Genomic DNA, 15,754 nt, shown 5'->3' with positions numbered 1-15,754 from the left:
CAGGCAAGCCTTTCTCCACAAGATGGAGGCGGGTACCGGACCCGCCTCCCTTCAAGCGAAGGCGCCAGAAGGCTCACCCGCCCATCATGATGATCCACACCATGGCCATGGCCATACAGGCAAGAGTGACAGGCACCCCAGCCCGCGCAAACTCTCCAAAAGAAATCTTGATTCCGCAGGCCTTGGCCTGTTCCACCACGATAATGCCGGCAAGAGAGCCGAACACGATCAGATTACTGGAAAAGCCCGTGCCCAAAGCAATGGCCGCCCCCAGCGCATCGGCATTCTCACCGGGCTGAAGGAAGGGCACCAGCAACATCACCGCCGGATTGTTTCCCACCACATTGGAGAGCACCCCGCTGACGAGAAACAGCGCTATCGGCTGGTCAAGACTGACGCCCCAAGCCCGCATGTCGTTCAGCAGCTCCTGCGGCAGGCCCGTTGCCGCCAGCGCGGCATTCACCACAAACAGCCCCATGATGAGGAGAAGCAAATTGCCATCGACCTGCTTCAGCATATCCGCAGAAGAGATCTGCCGGTTGATGAGCAACACGCCGGCGGCTGTCAACGCGATCAGATCTCGCGGCCAGTCACTGAAGATGAAAGCCACGACAACAACAACCGTCACCACAGCGGCCTTGACTGTCTCCACCTTGTCCAGCACCGGAGCATAGGCTGGGGTCGGGTTTCCGGCCCCGGAGCTGGCGGGCAGCGTCCAGCGCCCGCGATACATGAAGGCTACCAGCCCCCACACGATGGGCAGGGAAAGAATGGCGGGCACCAAAGCCACCTGCATGAAGCCCGTGAAGGAGAGGCCAAGCCCCTGCGCCGCAATCATGTTTTGCGGGCTGCCGATCAGCGTACCGACAGAGCCGGCATTGGCCGCGAAGCAGAAGGCCAGCAAAAAGGGCACCGGGTTCAGCCCCCGCGCCAGGGTCAGCGAAACCAGCAGTGGCACCATGGCCACCACCACCACATCATTCGTCAGCAATGCGGAAAGCACGCCCGCCACAATGACGAGCACCCCCAGAAGCGTGGGGGAATTGACAGGCAATGTCGCCACGCGCTGGGCCGTCCAGGCATAAAATCCGGAAACTCCGAACGCCGCAGACACCACCATGAGGCCGAACAACATGCCGACGCTCTGATAATCAATCGATTCCCATGCCTGTTTGGAAGTGATGCTGCCCACGGCCATCATGGCCAGGGCGCCAACCACAGCCGCGCCCGTCCTGTCCACCTTGAAGCCTGGCAGCTTGCCAAAGCCCATGGCGACATAAACGAGCAGGAAAATCAGTAGGGTTGCGTCCATTCGCATTCGCCATTTCAAGGGCGATGCAGAACACCGCCCAACAATTGAGAGCGGCACAATAATGCCGCCCCCATATCATTCCATCTTGTGGCGGGTCATGCAGAACAGTCAGTTCCCGCCACGGCTTTTTTCCACAGCCGCATGATATTTGCGGCGAATATCATCCAGATTCACCGTCGGCTCTGGCAGCTTCAGCTTCATGTCTTCCAATGTCTTGCCGATGACATGCGAGACCGCCAGATTGCGATACCATTTATGGTTGGAGGGGATAATGTACCATGGCGCATGCGGGGTGGAACATCTCTCCAGCATATCCTCATAGGCTGCGATGTACTGATCCCAGTAATCACGTTCCTTGTAATCCGCCTCACTGATTTTCCATTGACGCGCAGGGTCATCCAGCCGTTGGCGGAAGCGACTGAGCTGTTCTTCCGGCGAGATATAAAGGAAGAATTTGAGGATGGTCACATTGTGCTGGGTGAGCATCTTCTCGAAATCATTAATCAGCTCATAGCGCTCAGACCATATGGATTTCGGCACCAGATCGTGCACGCGCACCACCAGCACATCTTCATAATGGGAGCGGTTGAACACCCCAACCTGCCCCAGCCCCGGCACATGCGGATGCACGCGCCACAAAAAATCATGCGCCAGCTCTTCCTCTGTGGGTTGCTTGAAGCCCTTCACCTGCGTGCCCTGGGGGTTCATGGCCCGCAACACATGCCAGCAGGTACCATCCTTGCCGGCGCTGTCGATCCCCTGAAGTACAATTAGCAACGCATGTTTCTTCTCGCCATAGAGCTTCTCCTGAAGCTCCGTCATGCGGGCGACATTCTTGTCCAAATCTTCCTTGGCATGCTCGGCGGAGGTGTAATCCCCATGAAAGGACGCATCAATGTCTTTCAGCCGAACCTTGCTGCCCGGTTGCACCCTCAGCTTGCTGCGCAGACCCATCACCGCCTCCTATTTCACGGGCACATCATGTCTTCGATATGCCGCCATCTTGCACGAACAGGCGGAATATGGATGCGCACACGCCTCACAACGTATTCACCCCGTTGTTTAGGCGAAATGACCTTGAAACCTCAACACCCCATAGCCCGCATCTGAAAGCATGGGCCAGTTTCACAACTTCAGGCAAGGTCAATATTGAGCGAAATCCTGACAAGACAATACGATATCATGAAAACATATATATTTTCCTGATATTCCATAGTGTTACCATGGAAAGAATGAAAGCGATGAGCCGCCGTGCAAAAACCTCATGGCGTGTGGCACTCAGGAAATGCTATAAATGTTCCTGTTTCGTACATGATTTTTCGTGAGGAGAACGTCCCATGGCCCGGCGCGCCGGCAGTGCCGATCTGCCCCTGCATCATGGCCGCGTGCCGGCATGGCTGGGCCAGCGCATGGCGCGGCTGGGGGCGGTGATTACCCAAGCCATCGTGCATCATTACGGGCGCGATGAATTTCTGCGCCGTCTTTCACACCCCTTCTGGTTTCAATCCTTTGGGGCGGTAATGGGGATGGACTGGCACTCCTCCGGCATCACCACCAGCGTGGTCGGGGCGCTGAAGCGAGGCCTCACGCCACTGTCCGGCGAACTGGGCCTGCATGTATGCGGCGGCCGGGGACGCCATTCTCGCAATACCCCGCAGGAATTGCTGGATATCGGCTTGCGCACCGGGCTGGATGGCACGGCGCTGGGGCAGGCCAGCCGCCTTGTCGCCAAGGTGGACAGCGCGGCGGTGCAGGACGGTTTTGATCTGTATCTGCACGGCTTCATTCTGGCGAATGATGGCAAATGGGTTGTCATCCAGCAGGGTATGAACGGGCAAAACCGGCTGGCCCGGCGCTATCACTGGCTTTCGGAGGGGCTGAAGAGCTTTGTGGAAAGCCCGCACAGCGCCATTGAGGGCCAGCGGGGCGGCAATATTGTCAACCTGACGGATGCCCGCGCCAAAGCCTCGCGCGTGAGCCAGCTGGATCTGCTGCACGCGCTGGGGCCGGATGGGATTGCGGATGAAATCCGCCGGCTGAAGGGCAAACCCGCTACTGTCGCCGCACCACCGGACGCTCCCTTTTTACCGCATCTCATCATGCCGGAACATCATGATGTGCGCAGCGGCGATGTGATGATCCGCCGCCTGCATGGCGCACTGGCCGCTGCGGCTGACAGGGGGCCGAAGGATTTCGCGGATCTGCTGCTGGTGCCCGGCGTCGGGGCGCGCACGGTGGAATCCCTCGCCATGGTGGCCGAGGTGGTGCATGGCGCGCCTTGCCGGTTTGCGGACCCCGCCCGCTTCTCCCTCGCCCATGGCGGCAAGGACAGGCAGCCCTTCGCCGTGCCCCTGAAAGTATATGACCAGACCATCACCGTGCTGAAATCCGCCATGGAGGCGGCACGGCTGGGGCAGGATGAGAAGCTGGAGGCCATACGCCGTCTGGATGCACAAGCCCGGCAGATGGAACGTACCGCCACAGGGCCGGATCTGGATACCCATATCGCAAGGGAGCGCCAGCGCTCCGCCAGCTATGGCGGGCGCAGTGTCTTCGGGCATGAAAAAGATATGGCGCCACCCGCCACCACCACCGCCCGGAAAGGCTGAAAGCCCCTCGTGCCCCTCTGGCCACGCACCTGAAGGCAGATGCAAAAACCCCCGCATCCGGCAGGATACGGGGGTCTTGAAAGTTTCTCCTGCACCGGCAGCCCTCAACGGAACCGCGCGCGACAGGTGAAGCCTCATCACTTCGTGACAGCGACCGCCACGGACTGCTCGAAAGTGACCTGCACCAGATCACCAACATTCAGTTCCTTGAGCTTGGCCTTCTGCTCATCCTTCTTGGCCTGCACCTCATAGACGCGGCCTTCCGGGCCACGAATGGTCAGCGTGGCGTCATCGGGGTCGATCCGCACGATTTCACCAGTCAGGCGGATGGTGTCGATCACCGCACCGGCAGGCGGACCATCCTCAGGGGCGGTGCCAATGGCCTGCGCGACTTCAATGCCGATGCCCGCATCCTTCTCCGGCTTGGCGATATCCACCACCACGGCATCCGTATGCGTCACGACGATGGTGTCGCCCACCTTGATCTCGTCGAACTTCTTGATGACCGGCCCGGCCTGCACGGTGAAGATCGCGCCTTCAGGCCCCTTGAGAACGACCTGACGGGTCTCGGCATCCACGGCGATCACAGAGGCGCGCACCTGGCTCACATCCACTGCGGCATCACCGGCGACGGGCTGGGCAAAGGCAGCCGTCGCGCTGAGAACCGCAGCGCTCGCAACCATTGAAAGACGCGAAGCCATCTTCTTGAAAATCATCGTCTGGATCTCCCTGTGTCCTTCCCGCCGCCTCATATCGGCAGCTTCAAAGGAGGTGGATGATACCGGCTCTCCATTCGACGTTTCCGAGGAATCACGAACAGATTGCGAGATGAAACCGGCCCACCCGCTTTGCAGCATAGTCGCCCCGCCATGGCGGACCAATCCATTTCAGAAAAGATGACACCGAATTAATGCAGAGCCGCGCAAAAGCCCCCTCTTCCTGAAATAGAGGCGTGCATTCATCCACAAAAGCAGGCATTGCGCCCATTTTGCATCCACATTGCAGGGAGCGGACCACAGCAAGGCACCAGAATCATCTCGCTCCGGGAGAGGCATTCGCTCAGCCGGCCAATAATCCTACCCGAAAGTAAGATACTTTACCCGCGCGCATCATCCGGGCATAAGCAGCCTGCACGGCCGGCTGGTCGGCAGAAGGCTCTGCCGCAATGCCCGCCGCACCTTCAAGGAGAGAACGCCATGGATCTGGCCGTTATCGGTTCTGGCCTCATGGGCGGCGGCATCGCCATGGATGCTGCCCGCCATGGGCTTGCTGTCCACCTTTATGATGCCAAGCCGGAAAATATAGAACGGCTGAAAGCCCGCGCCGCCAAGGTGTATGCCCGCTGGGTAAAGAATGGCCGCATGAGCGAGGCCGAGGCCGAGGCCGCTCTGGCCCGCATGGTGCCGGCCCCCAGCATGGCTGATCTTGGTGCTGCGGATGTCATCATCGAGGCTGTGTTCGAGGATCTTGACGTCAAGCGTGAGGTGCTCACCGCTCTTGCTGCTCATCTGGGCCCCAACAGCATCGTGGCCACCAATACCAGCGCCCTGCGCGTGCGTGATCTGGCCGAAGGCTTCGCCTTTGCGGACCGGGTTCTGGGCCTGCATTATTTCAGCCCGGCGGAAGTTTCCCCGCTGGTGGAAGTGGTACGTGCAGAAAAGACCAGCGATGAGACGCTGGAGCGCGCCGCTGCCTTCCTCAAGGCCACCCGGCGCACGCCCCTGCCCTGCGCCGATGCGCCGGGCTTTGCCATCAACCGCTTCTTCTGCCCCTATTACAATGAGGCCACCCGCATTGTGGAAGATGGCCTCGCCACCCCGGCAGAGGTGGATGTGGTGGCGCGTGAACGTCTGGGAGTGGCAGCAGGCCCCTTTGTGGTGCTGAACCTGATTGGCCCGCGCGTCTCCAGCCATGCCATGGCCAATCTCTCCTCCCTCGGCCCGTTCTATCAGGTCAGCAAGCTGCTGGTTTCCCGCGAGGAAGAGACTGCACCTTATGAGCTGCCCGAGGACGCGGTTCTCCCGGCCCGCGCTGATGAGGTGGAAGATCGTCTTGTGGCGTCCATCGCCATTCCGGCTCTGGAATTGCAGGCCGAGCATGTGGCTGATCCGGCGGAAACAGACCGGGGCGCGCAACTGGCCCTGCGCTTTGGCGAAGGCCCCTTTGGGCTGATGCGCCGCTTCCCGGCCGCTCGCCTTGAGGCCGCCGTGAAAGCCATGTGCACCCGCCATGGCCACCCCATGCCCACCATCACCCTGCCCCCCGCCCCCTGAGCAACCGGCAGGTTCAATATAAAAGGCCATCACCTCAAGTGATGGCCTTTTTCATGTCATCCGGGCCTTGAGCGCCGTCAGGCATTCAAGCCACACAATCAAATCATGGACAAAAGCCAGAAGATGACAGTTACGGGGGTCGATCTGGTCTTTCATCAGCACCTTCTTCACCTTGCGCACAGCTTGTCCGCCCCCCCCAAGGAAAACATAAGTCATATTCATATCGCCATGGCCTGTATCCATTCAGTTTTCAGCCTTCAATGCGCGACATAGGGGGTGAAGACGCTGCTGTTTTCATCCACCAGCAAGGCCCGGCCAATCAGCGGAAAAGCACGCTGCGGACAGGCCGGGCGCTCGCACACCTTGCAGCCGGCCCCGATGGGCGTGGCCGCTTCCGGGTCATCCAGCGCCATCCCCTTGGAATAGACCAGCCGCCCGGCATGGCGGATATCGCAGCCCAGCCCCACCGCGAAGGTCTTGCCCGGTTGCCCATAGCCTCCGGCGCTGTGCCGCACCGTGCGGGCGATCCATAGATAGGTGCGTCCATCCGGCATCTGCGCCATCTGGGTGAGAATGCGCCCCGGCTGGGCGAAGGCCTCATACACATTCCATAAGGGGCAGGTGCCACCCACGCGGGAGAAATGGAAATCCGTCGCAGACTGGCGCTTGGAAATATTGCCCGCCCGATCCACGCGGATGAAGAAGAAAGGAACACCCAGCGCCCCCGGTCTCTGCATGGAACTGAGGCGGTGACAAATGGTCTCGAACCCCACGCCAAACCGGGCCCCGAGCCGTTCAATATCATATCGCTCGACCTCTGCTGCGGCGAGGAAGGCCCCATAGGGCATCATCAGCGCGCCCGCAAAATAATTGGCCAGACCAATCCGGGCCAGAGCATGGGTTTCCGGCGCGCCCATGGCGGCTTCGGCCGCCAGCGCCTCGATTCGCTCCCCCTGTTCCAGAAAGGCCAGCTGGGTGGCGATCTGGAACGCCCGCCGTCCATCCTCCAGCCGGCGTGAGAGATGCAACACGCGTTCCGAGCCCCGGAAACGCCGCTGCATGCCCTCCTCGCCACTGCGCACAATGCGCACGCCATGGCGCACCTCCAGATAGCGCGCCAGCCCTTCCGCCATTTCACCGGGCACGAGTCCGGCGCGCTGGGCCAGAGCTTCCGCCGCCTCTTCCAGCGCATTGAAATGGTTATGGTGGGCATAGAAGAAATCACGCACCTGCTCATAGGGCATGGGGGCATTGGGCGTGGCCATGCCACCGGAGCCCAGCCCCAGTTCGCCGGCCAGCGCATCGGCCCGCTCCTGCACATGACGATAGCGCCGGTGCAGGCCCAGAATGGCCCGGCCCAGCGCCGGCATGGCTGAAACCACCTCCTTCACCTCGGCCAGACTGACGGACTCATGCAGCACCGGATCGGCGAAGACCTCACGCAGATCCGCCACCATGCGGGCCTCATCCCCCTCCGAGAACAGCTGCACATCCACGCCGAAGATCTCGTTGATCTTCAGCAGCACGGAGACGGTGAGCGGGCGCTGGTTCTTTTCAAGCTGGTTGAGATAGCTGGCGGAGAGCCCCAGCGCCTGCGCCAGAGCCACCTGGGTCAGCCCCTTCTCCTCGCGCAGACGCTTCAGGCGCACGCCCACAAAGGTCTTCTTCATGGCTCCTCGCATATTCGCAATATTTGCAAAATGAACTGAAAACCCTCGCAAACCTACGCATTTTCAGTCATTTCGCGCTTTCTGTTTAGCAAATATTGTGAGTAACACGGTCAGCGCAAGTCTTTTTCTGCGGCTCAGACCATCTCGTTCAACAGCCCACTTCCACGCGCTGAAAGATGGAAGCAGACAGAACCGGAAACGCCCAGATGGACACAGCCCCCACCCCCCACCGCCCTGAAGAGGCCATGCAGAGCCCGCCCGGCCCGGTGACCTGCACACCGCCGGACCACCCCACCCACACCCGTTTCGTGGAAATGGTGTTTCCCGATCAGGCCAATCACTACGGCACGCTGTTTGGCGGCAATGCGCTGAGCATGATGGGCAAGGCCGCCTTTGTGGCCGCCACCCGCCGCGCCCGCAGCCCGGTGGTGATGGCCCGCTCCGAAAAGACCGCCTTTCATGTGCCGGTGCGCGTGGGCGAGATCGTGGAACTGGATGCCCATGTCACCCGCGTGGGCCGCACTTCCATGACCGTGGAAGTGGACGTGACAGCCGAGACCCTGCTCTCCGGTGCGCGTCGGCTGGCCGTACGCGGTTCCTTTGAAATGGTGGCGGTGGATTCCACCGGCCGTCCGGTCCCCGTACCGGACACCTCTCTTCACCCTGAAAACACATCCAAGGAAGCAGCCCAGTGAAGCAGCATAGCGTTCGCACCTACAAATCCGCCGAACATCTGCCCCGCACCGAGCAACTCGCATGGAAGATTGCGGAAGTCGCGACGGACCCGGTTGCGGTGGATGATGATGTGGTGGAGATGATCGGAAACCGCATCATCGACAATGCCTCGGTTGCGGCCGCATCCCTCACCCGTCGCCCGGTGGCGAGTGCGCGCCTACAGGCACTGGCGCACCCCTATCAGCCCGGCGCAACCGTGTTCGGCCTGTCGCAGCACCGCCGTTTTTCTCCCGAATGGGCGGCATGGGCCAATGGCGTGGCCGTGCGGGAGCTGGATTTCCACGACACCTTCCTGGCTGCGGAATATTCCCACCCCGGCGACAATATTCCCCCGGTTCTGGCTGTAGCGCAGCATTGCGGGCTGGATGGGCAGGCCCTCATTCGCGGGCTGGCCACAGCCTATGAAATTCAGGTGGATCTGGTGAAGGGCATGTGCCTGCACGAGCACAAGATCGACCATATCGCCCATCTCGGCCCCTCGGCGGCGGCGGGCATCGGCACGGCGCTGGGTCTCTCGACCGAGACGGTCTATCAGGCGGTGCAGCAGGCGCTGCATGTCACCACCACCACGCGCCAATCCCGCAAGGGCGAGATTTCCAGCTGGAAAGCCTATGCTCCCGCCTTTGCCGGCAAGATGGCGGTGGAAGCGGTGGACCGGGTGATGCGCGGCGAAGGCGCCCCCTCCCCGGCATGGGAAGGCGAGGACGGCTTCATCGCCTGGCTGCTGGGTGGCCCGAAAGCGGAATATATCGTGCCCCTGCCCGAGAAGGGCGAAGCCAAGCGCGCCATTCTGGACACCTACACCAAGGAACATTCGGCGGAATATCAGAGCCAGGCCCTGATTGATCTGGCCCGCCGCATGGGGCCGAAGATCGGGGATCTGTCGCAAGTGGAAAGCATCGTCATCCACACCTCCCATCATACCCATTATGTGATCGGCACCGGCGCGAACGACCCGCAGAAGATGGACCCGAAGGCGAGCCGTGAAACGCTCGACCATTCCATCATGTATATCTTCGCCGTCGCGCTGGAAGATGGTGGCTGGCACCATGTGCGCTCCTATGCGCCCGAGCGCGCCGGCCGGCCCGGAACGGTCGCCCTCTGGCACAAGATCTCCACCGTGGAAGACCCGGAATGGACGCGCCGCTACCACAGCCGTAATCCGCAGGAAAAGGCCTTTGGCGGCCACGTGGTGGTGAAGCTGAAGAATGGTCAGGTCATCAAGGATGAACTCGCCATCGCAGACGCCAACCCGCTGGGTGCGCGCCCCTTTGGGCGGCCGCAATATATCAACAAGTTCCGTACTCTGGCGGAAGGCGTCATTGCTCCTTCCGAGCAGGATCGCTTCCTTGCCACGGTGGAGCGCCTGCCCCGGCTGAAGGCCGATGATCTCAACGGCCTCACCTTCACGGTGGACCCGGCCCTTCTGGGCGCACCGCATGCCACCGGCATCTTCGACTGGCGCGGCGCGACAGCATCCTGAGGCCCCCTCATCCACGGGCGTGGGACAGAACAGCAGCCCCATGCCCGTGGCCCTCATCACTCCATCACGCGGGCCTCGCCACACAGGTCGGCCCCGGCTCAGGGAGGTTCACATGACCCAGACCAGCACCAGCCCGGCTGCAACCGTGAAGAAGCCGAAGAAGTCCGTCGCCCTGTCCGGCGTCGTGGCGGGCAATACGGCCCTGTGCACGGTGGGACGCACCGGCAATGATCTGCATTATCGCGGGTACGATATTCTTGATATGGCGGAAAGCTGCACCTTCGAGGAAATCGCCTATCTCCTCATTCATGGCAGCCTGCCAACCCCGGCGGAGCTTGCCGCCTACAGCGCCAAGCTGAAGACCATGCGCGGCCTGCCCGCCGCTGTGCGGCGCACGCTGGAGGAACTGCCCGCCGCCGCCCACCCCATGGATGTGATGCGCTCCGGTGTCTCCGCTCTGGGCTGCGTGCTGCCGGAAGCCGCCGACCACAACACCCCCGGCGCACGCGATATTGCCGACAGGCTTATCGCCTCTCTCGGCTCCATGCTGCTTTACTGGTATCACTACACCCAGAACGGCCGGCGCATCGAGGTGGAAACCGATGATGACAGCGTGGGCGGCCATTTCCTGCATCTGCTGCATGGCAAGGCCCCGCTGGAAAGCCATGTGCGGGCCATGCACACCTCGCTCATTCTCTATGCCGAGCATGAGTTCAACGCCTCCACCTTCACCGCACGCTCCATCGCCGGCACGGGCGCGGATTTCTATTCCGCCATCACCGGGGCCATCGGCGCGCTGCGCGGCCCCAAGCATGGCGGGGCGAACGAGGTGGCCTTTGAAATCCAGAAGCGCTACGCCGATCCGAACGAGGCGGAAGCCGATATCCGCCGCCGCGTGGCCGCCAAGGAAGTGGTCATCGGGTTCGGCCATCCCGTCTATACGGTGGCGGACCCGCGCAATGTGGTCATCAAGAAGGTGGCGCGCCTGCTCTCCCAGGAGGCCAGCTCCACCCGCATGTATGACATTGCCGAGCGCATCGAGAGCGTGATGTGGGATGCCAAGAGCATGTTCCCCAATCTCGACTGGTTCAGCGCGGTTTCCTACCACATGATGGGTGTGCCCACCGCCATGTTCACCCCGCTTTTCGTCATTGCCCGCACCTCCGGCTGGAGCGCGCACATCATTGAACAGCGGCTGGACAACAAGATCATCCGCCCCTCGGCCAATTATGTGGGGCCGGAGAACCAGGTGTTCGTGCCGCTGGAAGCGCGCGGACAGGCCGGCCTCAATGGCGTGACCCTTCACCAACACGCCATCTGAGGCCCACCGGAGACTGAAGGAAAGGCCCGGCGCTCCGGCCGCATCATCCTGCCAAGCCATGCCCCTGAGAGGCAGGGTGCGCCTTTCCTTCAGTTCCCCGGAAGCACCTGCCCCCGGTTCGCCGCCAGCCTTTTCCCGGCTGCGCCTTCATGCCAGACTTTCCCATTCCACAGGCCATGCGCGCCCACGCCCATTGAGCGCCGCAAGCATGGCCCAAGGAGAAGACCATGCCTTATCTCGTCGCCAATGATCTGCCCGCCGAACCCGCCGGCATCCGCTTCCGAACCCTTGTGGAACAGGGCGGCATCGCCCGTCTGCCCGGCGCTCATAATGGCCAGGCTGCACTTCAGGCCCGCGCCGCCGGCTTCCAGGGCCTCTATCTTTCCGGCGCGGCAATGACCGCCTCCATGGGCCTGCCGGATCTGGGCATCATCACCGTGGATGAGGCCGCCTTTTTCATCCGCCAGATTGCGCGCTCAAGTGGCCTGCCACTGCTGGTGGATGGCGATACCGGCTATGGCGAGGCGCTGAATGTGATGCACATGGTGCGCACCTTCGAGGATGCGGGCGCAGGCGCGGTGCATATCGAGGACCAGCTTTTGCCCAAGAAGTGCGGCCATCTGAACGACAAGAAGCTGGCTGATGCGCACGACATGGCTGCCAAGGTCGCCGCCGCCGCGAAGGCCCGCCGCCATCTTTATCTCATCGCCCGCACCGATGCCGCCGCCAGCGAGGGGCTGGATGGCGCGGTGGCCCGTGCCCGGCTCTATATGGAAGCCGGAGCGGACGCCATCTTCCCCGAGGCGCTGAACACCGCCGAGATGTTCCGCGAATTCGCCCGCCGCATGCCCGGCGTGCCGTTGCTCGCCAATATGACGGAGTTTGGCCGCACGCCTTTCTTCACCGCCACCGAGTTTGAAGAGATGGGCTATCGCATGGTGATCTGGCCGGTTTCCTCTCTGCGGGTGGCCAACAAGGCGCAGGAAAAGCTTTATGCCACTCTCGCCCGTGACGACTCCACAAAAGCCATGGTGGAGGAGATGCAAACCCGCGCCGAGCTTTACGACACGATTGGCCTGAAGGATTTCGAGGCGCTGGATGCCTCGATTGTCGCCACCGTGGTGCCGGAGCAGGCGGCCGAATAAGGCCGAAGCCCGCCCCCACGTTTGAACGGACTGCTCATCGGAACAAGCGCGCGGGAAAGCATCATGCCCCCCCGCGCTTTCACCCGCTCCATCCCCTCGCAACGCAAGAGGTTACGCCCAGCGGGCCGGCCGCATATTCCCGCTGGAAAGAGCCGGAAAACCGGCGGGCGCAATATGTCCACTCTAACGCGGCAACGGGCTGTCCATTCCGAAATAGCGCTCCAGCAGCCCATCCCGCGCGCGGAAACCGGCAGGCACCTCATGGCGCGCCTCATCCTGCACCAAACGGGCGAAAGTGAAACGTTGCCCATCCCGCTCGGCCCAGCCCACAAACCAGCCAAAGGCCCGGTTTTCATCGAGTTGCCCATGCTCATCACGCGGAAAGCCCGCACCCGTCTTGCCATGAAGATGCCAGCCGCCCGGACGGGTGCCATAATCTGAAATGGCAACGGTGTTTTTCACGGCGTCGGCGCTCACCGGCAATGCGCCGCTCAGCATATGGTGGAGAAAACCCACCTGCCCGCGCGGCGAAATCTGCAAGGATGAACTCAGCCAGGCCCGGCTCAGGCCATTTTTCTTTCCGGGGTCGCCGCTCACATCCATATTGCCGTAATCAAAGCCGCGCACATAGGCCGCAAAACGTACCTCACCCAGACGCTGCGTGAGCTGCTGGGAATACCACACCACGGAATCGCGCATCCATGTGGTGGGGTTGGCCGGCTGCTTCCATTCCTCACGCCAATCCACATATCCCTCGCGGAAAGGCCATTCCGGCGTGGTGGGCGAGGTGAGAATACCAGCGTCAAACCCCATCAGGCTCAGCGCCAGCTTGAAGGTGGAGGCCGGTGGCATCCGGCCCGTGCAATCGCCCTCTTCCACCACTGGCTTGTGCGCGGGCTCGGCCATGATGAGCGTGCACACCACCCGCATCTTCCCCGCCCCATCCTCCGCATGGGCAGCGGAAACCATCAGCATGCCCGCGCCGAACACCGCCAGGGTGAAGGTCCGCACAGGCCCCCAAGGGGAATTTCCGCATACTGGCAGGTGGTGTCTCATATAGGTGCCCCTCGGCATGGCGTGGAGGCCGCATTCTGCATCACCCCATATGGGCCTTGCAGGATATTTCTGTCTCTCCGTCACGGCTCACGGCCTCATCCCCATTTTCCCCGCACTGGTGCAAAGCCATGGAAGTGATGTTTGTCATTGTCGTGCCGTGATCGGAATGTTTGCCTGTCAACACATGGCCGCCCGGCAGAGTCGGCGGCCAGAGGGAGAGAGAAATGCAGACCGCAGATTTCGTCGCTACCATTTTTGACGGCAAGTCCAACCCCAACAAGGTCACCGTGGCCTTCACCATGGCGCTGAATGCGCTGAACAAGGGCCACAGCGCCATCATTCTGCTGATGGTGGAAGCCGTGGAGCTTGGCAAGCCGGGCGCGACGGATGGCATGGATATTGGCAAGCCCTTCGCGCCGGTTTCCGAGATGCTGGAAAAGTTTCTGGCTGGAGGCGGGCGTATCGCCGTGTGCGGTTCCTGCATGATTCATAATGGCCTCACCGCGGAAGAAATGGTGCCCGGCTATGAGATCATCACCGCATCTGACGTCGTGGATCTGCTGATGGCATCCAAGGGGTCCTTGCAGATCACCTGATAAAAAAGCAGCCCCATTCTGCGAAGGGGCTGCCAAGGATGCTCCAGGAAGCAGGAGCCAAAGATCGGTTTTCAGACGGGAGCGCGCCGGCAAGGCCCGCTCCCGTCTGTTCTGGCCGCCTGTTGAGGCGAGGCTCACAGATACAGCAGCCCCAGACTGAAGATGATGCCGGTCCAGATGAAGGCGATGACGCAATAGCCCATCACATCGCGCACCCTCAGCCCTGCAATGGCCAGCGCCGGAATGGTCCAGAAAGGCTGGAGCATGTTGGTCCACTGGTCACCAATGGCCACGCCCAGCGCCACCTTGGCCTGATCGGCGCCCAGCTGGGTTGCAGCTTCCATCATCACCGGGCCCTGAACCGCCCACTGGCCACCGCCGGAGGGCACAAACATGTTCACCACACCACCGGAAATCATCGCCCAGAAGGGCAGCGTATCGGCCGTGGCGGCCACCGCCAGCGCTTCGGACATGATCTGCGCCAGGCCAGAGCTCATCATGATGCCCATGATGCCGGCATAGAATGGATATTGCAGGATGATGGGGCCCAGCGTGCGCCCGCCATCGGTGATCAGCCGCACATAGTGGATCGGTGAATTGGTGAGCAAAATACCGGCGATAAGGAAGCCGAAATTCACGAAGTTCAGATCAATCGTGCCGCCATTCATCACCTTGCTGACAAGGTAGAACACACCGGCCAGACCCACGATCCAGTTCAGCCAGCGGCTTTCGCTGATGCGCTCGGCCGGGGTGGGGTTGGCATGGTGCTCACCCTGCTGCGGCTCCACATGGCCGGGATCGAACTCGATGCAATCCTTGTCCGCCGGGCGCATCAGGCGCATCACGAATGGCAGGGTCAGGAACACCACCAGCACGATGATGATATTGGTGGAGCTCAGCAGTGTATCGCTCAGCGGAATGGTGCCGGTGATGTTGCTGAGAAAGTGCCCCTCCTCGGCCACCTTCAGCGCCACCGAGCTGGAAAGGCCCTGATGCCACAGCACGAAGCCGGCATAACCGGAGGCCACCAACAGCGGATAATGCACCTTCACATTGCGCTTGCGGCACACATTGGCCACCTCACGGGCCACCACCGCGCCCACGATAAGCCCCATGCCCCAGGACACCAGAGATGCGGCCGTGGCAACGAAGGTTACCAGCGTATAGGCCGCACCGGCGGAATGGATGGAGCTGGCGGCAGCATTGATGCCGCGCTGCATCAAGGGCGTATTGGCCAGCGCATATCCGGTCACCAGTGTCATGGAAATCTGCGCCGTAAAGGTCAGCAGCTTCCACACCCCATCGCCCCAGCCAATAACAGCAGCCTGGGGAGACTGACCCGCCACGGTAATAGCCAGCACAAAGGTCAGGATCGTCAGAAGAATGGCGAAGATGAACGCATCGGGCATCCACCGTTCCATCAGCTTTACAAACGGATTGGCGAAAGCGTTCAGCACACTTCCGCGCTCCCCTCCCGGCTGATCTGCGCGCGCAGTTGTCATATGTTGAATCCTCCCATGCCCCTTTTATTCAGGGGTCGTCTCGGTTTCTGTC

General features: G+C 61.6%; 14 protein-coding genes. 7 read left to right on the top strand and 7 right to left on the bottom strand.

Annotation, left to right across the window (positions count from 1 at the left end; all coding sequences use genetic code 11):
• Nucleotides 1-73 precede the first annotated feature (73 nt).
• Together ACT6QH_RS06535 and ACT6QH_RS06530 are read right to left on the bottom strand one after the other, a co-directional pair.
• The gene (locus ACT6QH_RS06535; RefSeq protein ID WP_444973992.1) at nucleotides 74-1,312 is read right to left on the bottom strand and encodes an ArsB/NhaD family transporter; all 1,239 of its coding nucleotides are present in this window, start codon (nucleotides 1,310-1,312) and stop codon (nucleotides 74-76) included.
• 108 nt (nucleotides 1,313-1,420) lie between these two features.
• Nucleotides 1,421-2,266, bottom strand: a complete 846-nt coding sequence (locus ACT6QH_RS06530) for a polyphosphate kinase 2 family protein (RefSeq protein WP_444973991.1) — start codon at nucleotides 2,264-2,266, stop codon at nucleotides 1,421-1,423.
• A gap of 383 nt (nucleotides 2,267-2,649) precedes the next feature.
• On the opposite strand from ACT6QH_RS06530, the gene ACT6QH_RS06525 reads away from it, so the two are divergent.
• Nucleotides 2,650-3,921 carry a DUF763 domain-containing protein gene (locus tag ACT6QH_RS06525; RefSeq protein WP_444973990.1) on the top strand — a complete coding sequence of 424 codons (1,272 nt, stop codon included), beginning with the start codon at nucleotides 2,650-2,652 and terminating at the stop codon, nucleotides 3,919-3,921.
• Between the two features lie 137 nt (nucleotides 3,922-4,058).
• Here ACT6QH_RS06525 and ACT6QH_RS06520 read toward each other — a convergent pair whose 3' ends face one another.
• On the bottom strand, nucleotides 4,059-4,637 hold the full coding sequence (locus ACT6QH_RS06520; protein WP_444973989.1) for a hypothetical protein: 579 nt from the start codon (nucleotides 4,635-4,637) through the stop codon (nucleotides 4,059-4,061).
• Between the two features lie 480 nt (nucleotides 4,638-5,117).
• Here ACT6QH_RS06520 and ACT6QH_RS06515 point away from each other — a divergent pair, with 480 nt between their 5' ends.
• On the top strand, nucleotides 5,118-6,194 hold the full coding sequence (locus tag ACT6QH_RS06515; RefSeq protein ID WP_444973988.1) for a 3-hydroxyacyl-CoA dehydrogenase family protein: 1,077 nt from the start codon (nucleotides 5,118-5,120) through the stop codon (nucleotides 6,192-6,194).
• A 51-nt stretch (nucleotides 6,195-6,245) separates the two neighbouring features.
• Here the strand turns inward: ACT6QH_RS06515 and ACT6QH_RS06510 are convergent, their stop codons facing one another.
• Nucleotides 6,246-6,410, bottom strand: a complete 165-nt coding sequence (locus tag ACT6QH_RS06510) for a hypothetical protein (RefSeq protein WP_444973987.1) — start codon at nucleotides 6,408-6,410, stop codon at nucleotides 6,246-6,248.
• 41 nt (nucleotides 6,411-6,451) lie between these two features.
• Nucleotides 6,452-7,864: a short-chain fatty acyl-CoA regulator family protein gene (locus ACT6QH_RS06505; protein ID WP_444973986.1), complete on the bottom strand. Its 1,413-nt coding sequence runs from the start codon at nucleotides 7,862-7,864 to the stop codon at nucleotides 6,452-6,454.
• Between the two features lie 245 nt (nucleotides 7,865-8,109).
• Here ACT6QH_RS06505 and ACT6QH_RS06500 point away from each other — a divergent pair, with 245 nt between their 5' ends.
• The 4 genes from ACT6QH_RS06500 to prpB all read left to right on the top strand — a co-directional run bounded on the left by ACT6QH_RS06500 (nucleotide 8,110) and on the right by prpB (nucleotide 12,548).
• Nucleotides 8,110-8,559, top strand: a complete 450-nt coding sequence (locus tag ACT6QH_RS06500) for an acyl-CoA thioesterase (RefSeq protein WP_444974032.1) — start codon at nucleotides 8,110-8,112, stop codon at nucleotides 8,557-8,559.
• Nucleotides 8,556-10,082: an MmgE/PrpD family protein gene (locus tag ACT6QH_RS06495; protein ID WP_444973985.1), complete on the top strand. Its 1,527-nt coding sequence runs from the start codon at nucleotides 8,556-8,558 to the stop codon at nucleotides 10,080-10,082. The genes ACT6QH_RS06500 and ACT6QH_RS06495 overlap by 4 nt, the downstream gene beginning before the upstream one ends.
• Before the next feature lie 112 nt (nucleotides 10,083-10,194).
• Complete coding sequence (gene prpC / locus ACT6QH_RS06490) at nucleotides 10,195-11,403, top strand: bifunctional 2-methylcitrate synthase/citrate synthase (protein ID WP_444973984.1); 1,209 nt, start codon at nucleotides 10,195-10,197, stop codon at nucleotides 11,401-11,403.
• Nucleotides 11,404-11,630: 227 nt separating this feature from the next.
• Complete coding sequence (gene prpB, locus ACT6QH_RS06485) at nucleotides 11,631-12,548, top strand: methylisocitrate lyase (protein WP_444973983.1); 918 nt, start codon at nucleotides 11,631-11,633, stop codon at nucleotides 12,546-12,548.
• A gap of 183 nt (nucleotides 12,549-12,731) precedes the next feature.
• Here prpB and blaOXA read toward each other — a convergent pair whose 3' ends face one another.
• Entirely contained in the window at nucleotides 12,732-13,559 is an 828-nt protein-coding gene (gene blaOXA, locus ACT6QH_RS06480; RefSeq protein WP_444973982.1) for a class D beta-lactamase, read from the bottom strand.
• A 269-nt stretch (nucleotides 13,560-13,828) separates the two neighbouring features.
• Here blaOXA and ACT6QH_RS06475 point away from each other — a divergent pair, with 269 nt between their 5' ends.
• Nucleotides 13,829-14,200: a DsrE family protein gene (locus ACT6QH_RS06475; RefSeq protein WP_444973981.1), complete on the top strand. Its 372-nt coding sequence runs from the start codon at nucleotides 13,829-13,831 to the stop codon at nucleotides 14,198-14,200.
• A 134-nt stretch (nucleotides 14,201-14,334) separates the two neighbouring features.
• Here the strand turns inward: ACT6QH_RS06475 and ACT6QH_RS06470 are convergent, their stop codons facing one another.
• Nucleotides 14,335-15,702, bottom strand: coding sequence for a short-chain fatty acid transporter (locus ACT6QH_RS06470; protein WP_444973980.1), 1,368 nt, complete (start codon nucleotides 15,700-15,702; stop codon nucleotides 14,335-14,337).
• Nucleotides 15,703-15,754 lie beyond the last annotated feature (52 nt).

This window comes from Haloleucobacter albus, assembly GCF_052492075.1.
This window is presented reverse-complemented; position numbering and strand designations above follow the sequence as displayed.